This is a genomic window from Streptomyces pratensis, from assembly GCF_016804005.1.
Classification (GTDB): Bacteria; Actinomycetota; Actinomycetes; order Streptomycetales; family Streptomycetaceae; genus Streptomyces; species Streptomyces pratensis_A.
On sequence record NZ_CP051486.1, the window covers coordinates 7,798,975 to 7,812,168 of the forward strand.

At 68.8% G+C, this 13,194-nt stretch carries 14 protein-coding genes; 4 read left to right on the top strand and 10 right to left on the bottom strand.

Translation table 11 applies throughout. The features are described from left to right. Positions 1-62: 62 nt before the first annotated feature. Positions 63-1,655: an MDR family MFS transporter gene (locus tag HED23_RS32800; protein WP_203186937.1), complete on the bottom strand. Its 1,593-nt coding sequence runs from the start codon at positions 1,653-1,655 to the stop codon at positions 63-65. A 134-nt stretch (positions 1,656-1,789) separates the two neighbouring features. Here HED23_RS32800 and HED23_RS32805 point away from each other — a divergent pair, with 134 nt between their 5' ends. Continuing rightward, positions 1,790-2,374 carry a TetR/AcrR family transcriptional regulator gene (locus HED23_RS32805; protein ID WP_203186938.1) on the top strand — a complete coding sequence of 195 codons (585 nt, stop codon included), beginning with the start codon at positions 1,790-1,792 and terminating at the stop codon, positions 2,372-2,374. 18 nt (positions 2,375-2,392) lie between these two features. On the opposite strand, the gene HED23_RS32810 is transcribed toward HED23_RS32805, so the two are convergent. After that, positions 2,393-3,109: a M23 family metallopeptidase gene (locus HED23_RS32810; RefSeq protein WP_203186939.1), complete on the bottom strand. Its 717-nt coding sequence runs from the start codon at positions 3,107-3,109 to the stop codon at positions 2,393-2,395. Positions 3,110-3,538: 429 nt separating this feature from the next. Here HED23_RS32810 and HED23_RS32815 point away from each other — a divergent pair, with 429 nt between their 5' ends. Both HED23_RS32815 and HED23_RS32820 read left to right on the top strand, forming a co-directional pair. Then, positions 3,539-3,856: a hypothetical protein gene (locus tag HED23_RS32815; protein WP_203186940.1), complete on the top strand. Its 318-nt coding sequence runs from the start codon at positions 3,539-3,541 to the stop codon at positions 3,854-3,856. A 439-nt stretch (positions 3,857-4,295) separates the two neighbouring features. Next, positions 4,296-5,057: a MerR family transcriptional regulator gene (locus HED23_RS32820; RefSeq protein ID WP_203186941.1), complete on the top strand. Its 762-nt coding sequence runs from the start codon at positions 4,296-4,298 to the stop codon at positions 5,055-5,057. 140 nt (positions 5,058-5,197) lie between these two features. Here HED23_RS32820 and HED23_RS32825 read toward each other — a convergent pair whose 3' ends face one another. Next, positions 5,198-7,723: an ATP-dependent Clp protease ATP-binding subunit gene (locus HED23_RS32825; RefSeq protein ID WP_203186942.1), complete on the bottom strand. Its 2,526-nt coding sequence runs from the start codon at positions 7,721-7,723 to the stop codon at positions 5,198-5,200. A 430-nt stretch (positions 7,724-8,153) separates the two neighbouring features. Here HED23_RS32825 and HED23_RS32830 point away from each other — a divergent pair, with 430 nt between their 5' ends. Then, the gene (locus HED23_RS32830; RefSeq protein ID WP_203186943.1) at positions 8,154-8,738 is read left to right on the top strand and encodes an SCO3374 family protein; all 585 of its coding nucleotides are present in this window, start codon (positions 8,154-8,156) and stop codon (positions 8,736-8,738) included. Here HED23_RS32830 and HED23_RS32835 read toward each other — a convergent pair. The 7 genes from HED23_RS32835 to nadC all read right to left on the bottom strand — a co-directional run bounded on the left by HED23_RS32835 (position 8,717) and on the right by nadC (position 13,192). After that, the gene (locus tag HED23_RS32835) at positions 8,717-9,052 is read right to left on the bottom strand and encodes a histone-like nucleoid-structuring protein Lsr2 (protein ID WP_203186944.1); all 336 of its coding nucleotides are present in this window, start codon (positions 9,050-9,052) and stop codon (positions 8,717-8,719) included. The genes HED23_RS32830 and HED23_RS32835 overlap by 22 nt on opposite strands. Positions 9,053-9,197: 145 nt before the next feature. Beyond that, on the bottom strand, positions 9,198-9,695 hold the full coding sequence (locus HED23_RS32840; RefSeq protein ID WP_203187739.1) for an amino-acid N-acetyltransferase: 498 nt from the start codon (positions 9,693-9,695) through the stop codon (positions 9,198-9,200). A gap of 129 nt (positions 9,696-9,824) precedes the next feature. Next, positions 9,825-10,259 carry a BlaI/MecI/CopY family transcriptional regulator gene (locus HED23_RS32845; RefSeq protein ID WP_203186945.1) on the bottom strand — a complete coding sequence of 145 codons (435 nt, stop codon included), beginning with the start codon at positions 10,257-10,259 and terminating at the stop codon, positions 9,825-9,827. A gap of 102 nt (positions 10,260-10,361) precedes the next feature. Next, positions 10,362-10,541 (bottom strand): hypothetical protein, encoded by a 180-nt coding sequence (locus HED23_RS32850; RefSeq protein ID WP_203186946.1) that lies wholly within the window; start codon positions 10,539-10,541, stop codon positions 10,362-10,364. A gap of 65 nt (positions 10,542-10,606) precedes the next feature. After that, complete coding sequence (locus tag HED23_RS32855) at positions 10,607-11,206, bottom strand: hypothetical protein (RefSeq protein ID WP_203187740.1); 600 nt, start codon at positions 11,204-11,206, stop codon at positions 10,607-10,609. Between the two features lie 139 nt (positions 11,207-11,345). Next, a complete protein-coding gene (locus HED23_RS32860; protein WP_031091045.1) occupies positions 11,346-12,143 on the bottom strand; it encodes a type III pantothenate kinase in 798 nt (265 codons plus the stop codon). Continuing rightward, complete coding sequence (gene nadC, locus HED23_RS32865; protein WP_203186947.1) at positions 12,143-13,192, bottom strand: carboxylating nicotinate-nucleotide diphosphorylase; 1,050 nt, start codon at positions 13,190-13,192, stop codon at positions 12,143-12,145. The genes HED23_RS32860 and nadC overlap by 1 nt, the downstream gene beginning before the upstream one ends. Between the last annotated feature and the right edge of the window lie 2 nt (positions 13,193-13,194).

Consider the following 13,194-nt stretch of genomic DNA (forward strand, 5'->3'; position numbering starts at 1 on the left):
GGGACCCACACGCGGCATATGGGCCCCGGGGCCACCCGGGGCCCGGCCGCTCCCGGTGCCGCTCAGACGGTCTGTGCCTCCTTGGCGGCCCCGGGCCGACCGGGGCCCGTACCGTCGCCGCCCGAGTCCGAGGCCTCCGGCTTCACCGTGCCGCGCAGCGGTACCTCCTTGACGAACAGCGCCGCCAAGAGGGCCACCACCGCGACCGAGCCGCCCACCAGGAAGGCGAGGTGCGTCCCCGAGGCCACGGCGTACTCGTAAGCCTCCCGCACGGCGTCGGGCAGCTTCGCCAGGCTCGGCGCGTCCAGCTGTGCGGACGCCTCCGTCGCCCCGCCGCCCCCGCGCGCCGCCATCTCGTCCTGCACCCGTCCGGTGAACAGCGCGCCCATGATCGCGACTCCGAACGAGCTGCCGAGCGTACGGAAGAGGGTCGTCGCCGACGAGGCGACGCCCATGTCCTTGAGTTCGACGCTGTTCTGCGCGACGAGCATCGTGATCTGCATCAGGAAGCCCATGCCCGCCCCCAGCACCGCCATGTAGACGCCGGAGGTGAAGCGTGTGGTGCCGGTGTCCATCGTGGCGAGGAGGAACAGGCCCGTGACCATCAGGACGCTGCCCAGGATCGGGAAGACCTTGTATTTGCCGGTGCTCGTGGTGATCCGGCCCGCCACCAGCGAGACGATCATCATCGACAGGAGCATCGGCAGGAGCAGCAGCCCGGAGTTGGTCGCCGACGCGCCCTGGACGGACTGCTGGTACAGCGGGAGGAAGAGCACCGCTCCGAACATCACGAAGCCGGCCATGAAGCCGACCACCGACATCAGGGTGAAGTTGCGGTTGCGGAAGATGTGCAGCGGCATGATCGGTTCTGCGGCCTTCGTCTCGACGAAGAGGAAACCGACGAGGGAGGCCACCCCGAGCGCGATGAGCTCCATGATCACGGCCGAGGTCCACGCGTACTCCGTGCCGCCCCAGGTGGTGACCAGCACGATCGCGGTGATGCCCACGGTGAGGAGCGCCGCGCCCAGGTAGTCGACCTTGGCCTTCGACCGCTCCTTGCCGGGCAGGTGCAGCACGGCGGTGACCATGGCCAGCGCGACGGCGCCCAGCGGGAGGTTGATGTAGAAGCTCCAGCGCCAGCCGAGGTGGTCGGTGATCGCGCCGCCGACCAGCGGTCCGCCGATCATCGCCACCGCCATCACGCCGGCCATCATGCCCTGGTACTTGCCGCGCTCCCGGGGAGGCACGAGGTCGCCGAGGATCGCCATCACGCCGACCATCAGCCCGCCCGCGCCGAGACCCTGGACCGCCCGGAACCCGATCAGCTGGTTCATGTCCTGAGCCATTCCGCTCAGCACCGAACCGATCAGGAAGATCACGATGGACGTGAGGAAGATGCCCTTGCGTCCGTACAGGTCGCCGAGCTTGCCCCAGATGGGGGTGGAGGCCGCGGTGGCCAGGGTGTATGCCGTCACGACCCAGGACAGATGTTCCATGCCTCCGAGATCACCGACGATCGTCGGCATCGCGGTGCCGACGATGAGGTTGTCGAGCATGGCCAGCAGCATCGTGATCATCAGTGCGAGGACCACCACCCTGATGCTGCGTACCCGCGGTCCGGCCGGTGCGGCCTCCGCCTTCTTCAGTTCCGCCATGCCGTGCTCCCCGATCCCCTGATGTGCCCGGTCCGCCGCCGCCCGGCACTTACTTGCCGCCCGGCTAGTTGACTACACTGAGGAAAGTAGACCCGTAACTAGCCGGGCGTCAAGTAAGTTCTTGGGAGAGTCGCATGGGCAGCACGCCGCAGCCGCGCAGGGGCAACACCCGCCAGCGCATTCAGGACGTCGCCCTGAAGCTCTTCGCCGAACAGGGCTACGAGAAGACGTCGCTCCGCGAGATCGCCGAGCAGCTACAGGTCACCAAGGCGGCGTTGTACTACCACTTCAAGACCAAGGAAGACATCCTCATCAGCATCTTCGAGGACCTGAACCGGCCCGTCGAAGCCCTCCTGGAGTGGGGCAAGGACCAGCCGCGGACCCTGGAGACGAAGAAGGAGATCCTGGTCCGCTACAGCGAGGCGCTCAAGGCCGCCGAGCCGCTCTTCGTCTTCATGCAGGAGAACCAGGCGACGGTTCGCGACCTGAGCATCGGCCACACCATCAAGCACCGGGTCATCGCCCTGGTCGACCTGATCAAGGATCCGGACGCCCCGCTCACCGACCAGGTGCGGTGCTTCAGCGCACTCTTCACCATGCACGCCGGAATGATGGCCCTCAGAGACGCCGAAGGCGACCCCGAGGAGAAGCGCAAGGCTGCTCTCGAGGTCGCCATCGAGCTGGTGACCAAGGCCCACGACCCGGGGCCCGCCGCTTAGCGGCTACGGGCTATCCCGTCAGATGTGGACGTGCTCGGCCTTCAGGAAGGAGACCGGGTTGATCGCCGAGCCGTAGTTCGGGGTGGTGCGGATCTCGAAGTGGAGGTGCGGGCCGCTGGAGTTTCCGGTGTTGCCGGAAAGGGCGATCTTCTCGCCCGTCTTCACGCGGTCGCCGATCTTCACTCCGATCTTGGACAGGTGCGCGTACTGCGAGTACTTGCCGTTGGCGTGCTTGATCACGATGGCGTTGCCGTACGCGGGACCGTCGCCGCCACCGTTCGGGCCGGCCTTGACGACGCGGCCGGAGTGCGCGGCCTCGACCTTGGTGCCGATCGGCACCGCGAAGTCCTGGCCGGAGTGCTTGCTGGCCCAGCGGTCGCCACCGGTGCCGTAGGTGGCACTCAGCACGTACTTGTTGACCGGGGCCTCCCAGGAGGCGGCCTTCTTCTTCGCCGCAGCCTTCTTCTTGGCCGCGGCCTTCTTCTTGGCGTCGGCCTTCTCGGCCTTGTCGGCCTTGGCCTTGGCGGCGGCCTTGCTCTGGGCGGTCGCCTGCTGGCTGACGGAGTCGGCAGTGGTGGCCGCGCCCGCCAGGGCCGCGGCGTCCGTCGTGCCGGACGCGAACGCCGCGCCCGCACCGAACACCATCGACGCACCCAGGCCGGCGGCCACGACGGCGCCACTGACGCGGGACATGGACGGGCGGCGGGAGTGCTGGAACGTAACGCGCTTCGACATGCGGGGGAACCTCCGGGGTGACTGGACCCAGTGCTCGACCGGGCTTGCTCCACCTTGGTAACCCGCACCCCCAGTAACACTCAAACACCCCATCTACGATCAAAAGCCGTAGCGGAGGGGGTGGGAATTGAATGACGACCACCGCTCCGACACCAGATGTCGAGCTTCCGGACATTTTTCATGAAGCGGGTTTAATCGCAGCTCCGGGGCCACCCATGCAGGACACCGCCCAGCAATCCAGGCATATCCCCCCAAACGCCGAAAGCCTCCTCCGGGGCGGGCCCAAAGTCCTTCGGCGCAGCACCACAAGTTCTCCTAGCGTGCCTAGTAGGCCTCCGAGGGCCTGTGCGCCTTGTCACCGCCGGTGGGTACGAAGCCTTGTCCGTTTCGGGACCTTCGGCCCGGGGGGTCGGCGGGGCCTGCGAACAGTTGCCCAGCACCCCGGCGCGTCCAGCCGGCGGCGAATGCGCCGGGCGCCTCGACGGCGACGAGCAGGCCGATGCCGTGAAGCCCTTGGTGTCGGCCCGCGACCGGCTCGCCGGAGCGGCCGCCCTTGCCGTCGGCCGCAACCAGATGGAGTTCGTCCCCGGACCCCGCAGGGAGGACGAGGCGGGCGACAGGGCGCAGGCCCGGTCCGTCGAGGAGAGCGCCGACGCCTCCCGGTCCAGCGGCCGCTCATGCACAAGGCCGGCACACCCCGACCGCACGCACCGCCCTGAGCGCGCACCCCACCCCACACACCCCTGACCGCACGCGCCACCGTGGCAGGAGAGGCACGGGGAAACTGGGACCAGGAAGGGGGGAGGCACCCCGTGATCCGGCGACACGGCAGTGGCCCGGCAGGCCGTGAGAGCTGGGCCGCCGCCAGGCGCAGCCCTTCGAAACGCCCGGGCCCGGGCATGCCCCGCTCGGGCCGGTGGGCGGACGTGGGCGGCGCGCGGAGCGGGTCAGGGGGCACCCAGGCGCTGCGACAACCGGGCGTGTGCCCGTTTCGGTGCCTGTTTCCGGCACTCGGGGGCGCCTCACCCAGCCGTCGACAACCAGGAGCGCACGGCGGACTCCAGCACGGAGCGAGATCCTGACAACCCGGCTCCTGAGGGGTTGCGGTTGCCGCTGCGGCAGCTTCTACCGTCCTGAACAGGGCCGGAAAGACCGGCCCGGTGACGCGATCGTGAAGGAGACGGCAATGGACTGGCCGATTGCGGAGGTCGCACGGATGTCGGGCGTGACCGCCCGGACCCTGCGGCACTACGACGAGATCGGTCTGCTGCCACCGGCCAGGACCGGGGCCAACGGGCACCGCTACTACGAGGAGCACCAGCTGCTGCTGCTCCAGCAGATTCTCGTACTGCGGGCGCTGGGCGTAGGACTGCCGGAGATCGGCAGGGTCCTGGCCGAGCAGATCGACGAGGTGGACGCCCTGCGCGGCCACCACCGACGGCTGCTCGCCGAGCGTGACCGGCTCGAAGCCCTGGCCGGAACCGTCTCCCGCACGATCGCCGAATTGGAGCAGTCCAGGAAGGACGGCACATCCATGACCGCCATCAACCGGCCGGAGAACCTCTTCGAGGGCGTCCAGCCCTCCCAGTACGGAGAGAGCCTGCGTGATTTCCCCGAGCACGCCAGGAAAGTCGCCGACAAGGTGGCCACGATGACCCCGCAGGACATCGAGGCCGGACAGCGCGAGCGCACCACACAGATGATCCTGCTGGCCGACCTGATGGCCGCCGGCCACCCGGCCGACGCCACGCCCGTACAGGCCCAGATCGACGCCCGGTACCAGGCCCTGACCGAACTGCGAACCGTGTCCGCCGAGGAGTACCGCGACATCGGCCGCTCCTGCGTGGACAACGGCGCCTGGCGCGCGGCGTACGAGGCCATCGCGCCCGGCCTGGCCGCGTACCAGCGGGACGCCATCGAGGCGTACGTCGCCACCAGGCTGAGCTGAACCAGCCCTCATCGCGCGGCAACGCCCGCGAAGTGGCCCGCGATCCACCGATCCACCGATCCACCGGAAAGGAGAAAGGGGCTGCCCCGGACCGTGACCGGTCCGGGGCAGCCCCTTTCAACGCTCAGGCGCCGCGCGCCCTACGCTTCCTTCGTCAGGTTCGGGCCGCCGCCCGCTGCCTGCTCGACCGGAGGAACGTCCGGCAGAGCCGACTTCTCCTCGCCGCGGAACGAGAACTTCTTCTCGTCCCCCTCGCCCTCGGTGCCCACGACCACGATGTGACCGGGACGCAGCTCGCCGAAGAGGATCTTCTCGGACAGGATGTCCTCGATCTCGCGCTGGATCGTCCGGCGCAGTGGCCGGGCTCCCATCACGGGGTCGTAACCCTTCTTCGCCAGGAGCGACTTGGCCTCGGCGCTGAGCTCGATGCCCATGTCGCGGTCCTTGAGACGCTCATCCACCTTGGCGACCATCAGGTCGACGATCTGGATGATGTCTTCCTCGGTGAGCTGGTGGAAGACGACCGTGTCGTCGACACGGTTGAGGAACTCGGGCCGGAAGTGCTGCTTGAGCTCTTCGTTGACCTTGACCTTCATCCGCTCGTAGTTCGTCTTCACGTCGCCCTGGGCGGCGAAGCCCAGGTTGAAGCCCTTCGAGATGTCCCTGGTCCCGAGGTTGGTCGTCATGATGATGACCGTGTTCTTGAAGTCCACGACCCGGCCCTGGGAGTCGGTCAGACGACCGTCTTCCAGAATCTGGAGCAGGGAATTGAAGATATCGGGGTGGGCCTTCTCGACCTCGTCGAAGAGGACGACGGAGAACGGCTTGCGGCGCACCTTCTCGGTGAGCTGGCCGCCCTCTTCGTAGCCCACGTAACCGGGGGGCGAACCGAAGAGACGGGAAACCGTGTGCTTCTCGCTGAACTCCGACATGTCGAGGGAGATCAGCGCGTCCTCGTCGCCGAAGAGGAATTCGGCGAGCGTCTTGGAGAGCTCCGTCTTACCGACGCCGGACGGGCCGGCGAAGATGAACGAGCCACCGGGGCGCTTCGGGTCCTTCAGACCGGCTCGCGTACGGCGGATCGCCTGCGAGAGGGCCTTGATGGCGTCCTTCTGGCCGATGACGCGCTTGTGGAGCTCGTCCTCCATGCGCAGCAGACGTGAGGACTCCTCCTCGGTCAGCTTGAAGACCGGGATGCCGGTGGCCGTCGCCAGGACCTCGGCGATGAGCTCGCCGTCGACCTCGGCGACGACGTCCATGTCGCCGGCCTTCCACTCCTTCTCCCGCTTGGTCTTCGCCGCCAGCAGCTGCTTCTCCTTGTCGCGGAGCGAAGCTGCCTTCTCGAAGTCCTGGGAGTCGATCGCCGACTCCTTGTCGCGGCGGACGCCCGCGATCTTCTCGTCGAACTCGCGGAGGTCCGGCGGCGCGGTCATCCGGCGGATGCGCATCCGGGAGCCGGCCTCGTCGATCAGGTCGATCGCCTTGTCCGGCAGGAAGCGGTCCGAGATGTAGCGGTCGGCCAGGGTGGCGGCCTGGACCAGCGCCTCGTCCGTGATGGAGACCCTGTGGTGGGCCTCGTAACGGTCGCGCAGACCCTTGAGGATCTCGATGGTGTGCGGCAGCGACGGCTCCGCGACCTGGATGGGCTGGAAGCGGCGCTCCAGCGCGGCGTCCTTCTCCAGGTGCTTGCGGTACTCGTCGAGCGTCGTGGCACCGATGGTCTGGAGCTCGCCTCGCGCCAGCATGGGCTTGAGGATGCTGGCCGCGTCGATCGCGCCCTCGGCGGCGCCCGCACCCACCAGGGTGTGGAGCTCGTCGATGAACAGGATGATGTCGCCGCGGGTGCGGATCTCCTTGAGGACCTTCTTCAGGCGCTCCTCGAAGTCACCTCGGTAGCGGGAACCCGCCACCAGGGCACCGAGGTCCAGGGTGTAGAGGTGCTTGTCCTTGAGGGTCTCGGGCACCTCGCCCTTGACGATGGCCTGGGCCAGGCCCTCGACGACCGCCGTCTTGCCGACGCCGGGCTCGCCGATGAGAACCGGGTTGTTCTTCGTACGGCGGGACAGCACCTGCATGACCCGCTCGATCTCCTTCTCGCGCCCGATGACCGGGTCGAGCTTGGACTCACGAGCGGCCTGGGTGAGATTCCGGCCGAACTGGTCGAGCACCAGGGAAGTGGAGGGCGTGCCCTCCGCGGGGCCGCCCGCAGTGGCCGCCTCCTTGCCTCCCGAGTACCCGGAGAGCAGCTGGATGACCTGCTGCCGCACCCGGTTCAGGTCGGCGCCCAGCTTCACGAGGACCTGGGCTGCGACGCCCTCGCCCTCGCGGATCAGGCCGAGCAGGATGTGCTCCGTGCCGATGTAGTTGTGGCCGAGCTGGAGGGCCTCACGGAGCGACAGCTCCAGGACCTTCTTGGCCCGGGGGGTGAAGGGGATGTGCCCGGACGGGGCCTGCTGGCCCTGACCGATGATCTCCTCCACCTGCTGGCGGACCGCCTCGAGCGAAATCCCGAGGCTCTCCAGGGCCTTAGCGGCGACACCCTCACCCTCGTGGATCAGGCCCAGGAGGATGTGCTCGGTGCCGATGTAGTTGTGGTTGAGCATCCGGGCTTCTTCCTGAGCCAGGACGACAACCCGCCGCGCGCGGTCGGTGAACCTCTCGAACATCGTTAATCGCTCCTCAGAGCGGTCAGGCAGTAAGGGGTCGGTCCCCTCCCTGTCCTTCCGCAGCTTAGTCCCGCAAGCGGGGACCGCTCATTTCAACTGCCGACACCCGATCGATGGCCTCCTGCCCCGAACGCCGACAACTGCTCCAACCCGATGGTGCGAGACGATGTTCCCGCAGGCCAGGCAGATAGCCCTTTCGCCAGTACGCCGATGGCGAACGTGAGACGTTTTTGCCCGCGTGTCGCCCCTTCCCACTAGGGATGTCTTACCCGCACTCACCGACAGTCCATGCGGCGCACCCCCGTTCCCTCCGCTACGGGCGAACAACTTCGCGCTGCCGAATGCTTCCGCACGCCTCGGAGGCGGACACGCAGGGCACTCGATCATGCGCGGTGCGTAACCCCGGGGCCGGTTCGGCGGTTCATCGGGCATGGCTCCCCTCGTCCCGCCTCCCCGCTCGTCGACGGAATCCGACCGCCACGCGCAGTGGTACGCCCGCGAACTCGGCTGGGCCACGGTGGGCACGTCACCGGTGCGGCTGCCGACGGGGCTGAGCTTCGACGTGCTGGAGCTGCCCGCCGAGGCAGGTCACGCGGCGCTGCGCCGGGTGGGGCGCACCGGCCCGGTGGCGCTGGCGGGGCGGCGTATGCGGCTACTGGTGGCCGCGGGCAGCGCGGACGAGCTGCCCGGTCTGCTCGACTGGCTGGAGTGGGGCGGGATCGCTCTCGACCTGCTCGCCCTCGGTGCCGGCGGGCACATCACGGCCCCGGTACCGCCGGGCGGGACGGCGGGCTCGCCGGGGGCCGCGTTCTGGCTGCGGCCCCCCGGATCGCGCCAGGAGGTGGAACCATCGCTCCCGGCCCTCGGCGGCCTCGGGAGCAGCGGTGGGGATGCTCCCGATCTCGTGCGACTCGTGGACGCGGCGGCGACGGAGTGCCACCGGGCCAGAATCGCGCATGCCCGTACATGCCTGTGGACCCATCGGCCGACAGGTCAGCCGTTGGCCTTCTCGTAAGCCTCACGGATCTCGGCGGGAACGCGGCCACGGTCATTCACGTTGTGGCCGTTCTCGCGCGCCCACCGACGGATCTCGGCGGTGTCCTTGTTGCCACCGGTAACGGCGCGGCCCTTGCCACGGCCGGTCGCCGCGCGGCCACCGGTACGGCGCCCGCTCTTGGTGTACGGCTCAAGAAGACCACGGAGCTTGTCCGCGTTGCCCGTGGTGAGGTCGATCTCGTACGTCTTGCCATCCAGAGCGAACGTCACTGTCTCGTCCGCCTCGCCACCGTCGAGGTCATCAACAAGAAGGACCTGAACCTTCTGTGCCACCGGATTTCCTTTCATCGAAAATGCAGTACGCGGAAAGGAAACCGCTTTTCCCCGGAAAACACAAACCCCTGGGAGAGGTTCCGCAGCGCAAGAACACGGGAAACATGCGCGATTCGGACATAGGGTTCCGGAAAGTTCCCCTCGTTCACAGGTGCAGAAGCATCCGGCTGTTGCCCAAGGTGTTCGGCTTCACTCGTTCGAGACCGAGGAACTCGGCGACGCCCTCGTCATAGGAACGCAGCAGCTCGCTGTAGACATCTCCGTCGACCGGCGTCTCTCCGATCTCGGTGAAGCCGTGCGCGGCGAAGAAGTCGACTTCGAACGTGAGGCAGAAAACCCTGCGGACACCGAGCCAGCGCGCGGTCTGCAGGAGCTTGCCCAGGACCTGGTGCCCGACTCCGGCGCCCTTGATGCCGTGGTCGACGGCGAGAGTACGGACTTCGGCGAGGTCTTCCCACATCACGTGCAGTGCGCCGCATCCGATGACACGGGCGTCCTCGTCGCGTTCGGCCACCCAGAACTCCTGGATGTCCTCGTAAAGCGTCACCGTCGCTTTGTCGAGCAGGATGCCTTCGGAGACGTAGCCGTCAAGGAGTGCGCGGACTGACGCCACATCGCTCGTCCTGGCGCGCCGGACGGTGATGGCCGGTCTATTTACCGACGGGCCGGTATGAAGATCTGCGCGAGATCCGGTTTCCGGCCTTCTTTGAGCTCCGGTTTGCGACTCGGCACGGTGCTCGGTTTGCGACTGCTCTGAGGACATCCCCTGACGCTATCGCCCACTCTCCGGCGGCGCTCCATCGGCTGCGGCCCCGTCATCGGGCCGGCTCCCGGCCGGTTCCGGGAAGGTGGGAGCGACGACGCGGATCGCATCCCGGAGAGCTTCACGCTGCTCCGCGGACATCATGCCGAAGAAGGCGACCAGCGCCGCCGCCGGGTTGTCGCTCTGGGACCAGGCCTCGTTCATCAGTGCGGCCGAGTATGCGGCGCGGGTGGAGACCGCCGTATATCGATATGCGCGGCCGTCGACTTCCCTGCGCACCCAGCCCTTCTGATGGAGATTGTCCATTACCGTCATGACGGTCGTGTACGCGATGGACCGTTCCTGTTGAAGGTCCTCGAGAACTTCCCGCACGGTGACCGGGCGGTTCCATTGCCAGACCCGTGTCATCACGGTGTCTTCCAGCTCTCCCAATTGGCGAGGCACACCGCCACCTTAGTGCTAGATGTCTGGAATGGGATAATTCGGAGACGGCAAAAGGGCGCACGGCTCCAGGGGAGCGGTGCGCCCTTCATGCTCGGGTCCGGGTCAGACGCCCCCGGGCCGCGGCGCCTGCTTCGCCGCTTCGGCACGGGCGAGCGCCGCGTCCACGGCGGCGTCTTCCTTGGTCTTGTTCGGGCCGCCCTGGCTCTTGATGATCGTCACGACGAGGCCGACGAAGAAGACGGCCATCACCACGGGGGGAACGAGCGCGGATACGTAGTCCATGCCGTCCAGGGTAGCGAGCCCGGCATTCCGGCCACTCCCGGGCACCCCCGGGAGTGCCGCCGGCCTCAGGACACGGCGCGCTCCTCCGGCGGAGGAGCCGGCGCCGGCCGGCGGCGGGGCGGGAAGACCTCGGACGGCTTGGGCATCGGACGCTGCTCACCCGGGGCCGACGGGCGGGCGGGTACCCCGGGGCCCGAAGGGGTCCGGGGCCGCTCGGGCTCCTTGGCCGCAGCCAGGCCGCCGGGCAGAGCGAGCAGCCGGCTGCGCGGCGCGGGCGCCGTGACGGACACCGCCCGGCCTGCGAGGCGCGCCCGCACCGAGCGCTCGGCCAGCACCTGGCAGCGCTCCAGCAGGGCCGCGGCGACCGGGCCGGCGCGCAGGGCGCGCAACGCCGCGAGGTCGTCGGGGCGGGGGTCGTACCCGGCCGCGAGGGCGTCCTGGAGGAGCTCCAGATAACCGCTGAGCGAGCCGGGGAGCGCATTGCGGTAGCGGGCGAGGTCGGCGAGGAGGAAGGCGCGCAGCCGGCCCGCCTCCCTCGCCACCTCGTCCACGGCGCCCGCGAGGCGCAGGCAGTCCTGGACATCCTCTTCCGGCAGGGGCGTGGGGTGGAGGGCGTTGGCGAGAGCACGTCGGAGCACCCGGAGTTCGTCCGCGCTGAACGCCATGCCGCCGCGTGATCCGTAGGGCGTGGGCATGACGCGACAATACGTGCTAAATGGACAAAATCCGCTTAACTAATCGCTTGGCGGCGCGGCGTCGGGCGTCGCGCCGCACAGGCGTTACCGCAGGTGGCCGAGGCGCGCCCTACATACGGGCGATGTTCCGCTCGTACACGAGGCGCAGCCCGATGAGGGTCAGCCAGGGCTCGTGCTCGTCGATGACGGAGGACTCGCCCAACACCATCGGAGCAAGGCCGCCGGTCGCGATGACGGTGACCTCGTCGGGGTCGGCCGCCAGCTCCTTCTTCATGCGCTCGACCACTCCGTCGATCTGGCCGGCGAAGCCGTACACGATGCCCGACTGCATGGCCTCGACGGTGTTCTTGCCGATCACGCTGCGGGGCCGGGCCAGCTCGATCTTGCGGAGCTGGGCCCCCTTGACCCCGAGTGCCTCCACGGAGATCTCGATGCCCGGCGCGATCACCCCGCCCGTGTACTCGCCGCGCGCGGACACCGCGTCGAAGGTGGTGGCCGTGCCGAGGTCCACGACGATGGCCGGGCCTCCGTAGAGCTCGACGGCGGCGACCGCGTTGATGATCCGGTCCGCGCCGACCTCCTTCGGGTTGTCCGTGAGGACCGGCACTCCGGTCTTGACGCCCGGCTCGACCAGAACCGCCGGGACGTCACCGTAGTAGCGGCGGGTGACCTCGCGGAGCTCGTGCAGTACGGCGGGGACGGTCGAGCAGATCGCGATGCCCTCGATGCCGTCGCCCAGCTCGACGCCGAGCAGCGGGTGCATGCCCATCAGTCCCTGGAGCAGGACGGCGAGCTCGTCGGCGGTACGGCGGGCGTCGGTGGAGATCCGCCAGTGCTCGACGATCTCCTCGCCGTCGAACAGGCCGAGGACGGTGTGGGAGTTGCCGACGTCGATGGTGAGCAGCATCAGGCGCCGGCCCCGTCGGTCTGCGCCGCGGCCTCGCGGAAGTCCAGGCCGATGTCGAGGATCGGCGAGGAGTGCGTGAGCGCGCCGACGGCCAGGTAGTCGACCCCGGCCTCGGCGTAGGCGCGGGCCGAGTCGAGGGTGAGCCGGCCCGAGGACTCCAGCACCGCGCGGCCGTCGACGAGGGCGACCGCCTCGGCGGTCCCGGCCGGGGTGAAGTTGTCCAGCAGGATCAGGTCCGCTCCGGCGTCCAGCACCTCGCGTACCTGCTCCAGGGTGTCGACCTCGACCTCGATCGCGAGGTCCGGGAACGCCTTCCTGACCCGGTTGAACGCCTCGGCGACGCCACCGGCGGCGATCACGTGGTTGTCCTTGACCAGCGCCGCGTCCACGAGCGACATGCGGTGGTTGACCCCGCCTCCGCAGCGCACCGCGTACTTCTCGAGCGCGCGCAGCCCCGGGGTGGTCTTGCGGGTGTCGCGGACCTTCGCCTTCGTACCGTCGAGCACATCGGCCCAGGCGCGGGTGGCGGTCGCGATGCCGGAGAGCCGGCACAGCAGGTTGAGCGCGCTGCGCTCGCCGGTGAGCAGGTCACGGGTACGGGTCGTGACCGTGAGCAGCTTCTGGCCGGCCTCGACGCGGTCGCCGTCCTCGACGTGGCGCTCGACCTCGAACTCGTCGGTGCAGACGATGGACAGCACGGCCTCGGCGACGCGCAGACCGGCGACGACGCCCGCCTCACGCGCCGTGAAGTCGCCGGTGGCGACCGAGTCCTCCGGGACGGTCGCCACGGTGGTGACGTCCTCGCCGCCGTCCAGGTCCTCCTCGATCGCGACGTGGGCGATGTCCTCGACCTGGACCGGGTCCAGGCCGGCTTCGGCCAGGAGCTGAGCCAGGGCGGGGTCGAGACCGCACTCCAGGCCGTCGGGGTCGTAGCCGTCACCGCAGCCGCAGCCGTCACCGCAGCCGCCCCCGGACTCGGCGGGCGCGCCGATGTGGATCAGCGGAACGTCCACGGGTGTGGGGCGCGGATTCTCTTCGGGCGTGCTCACGG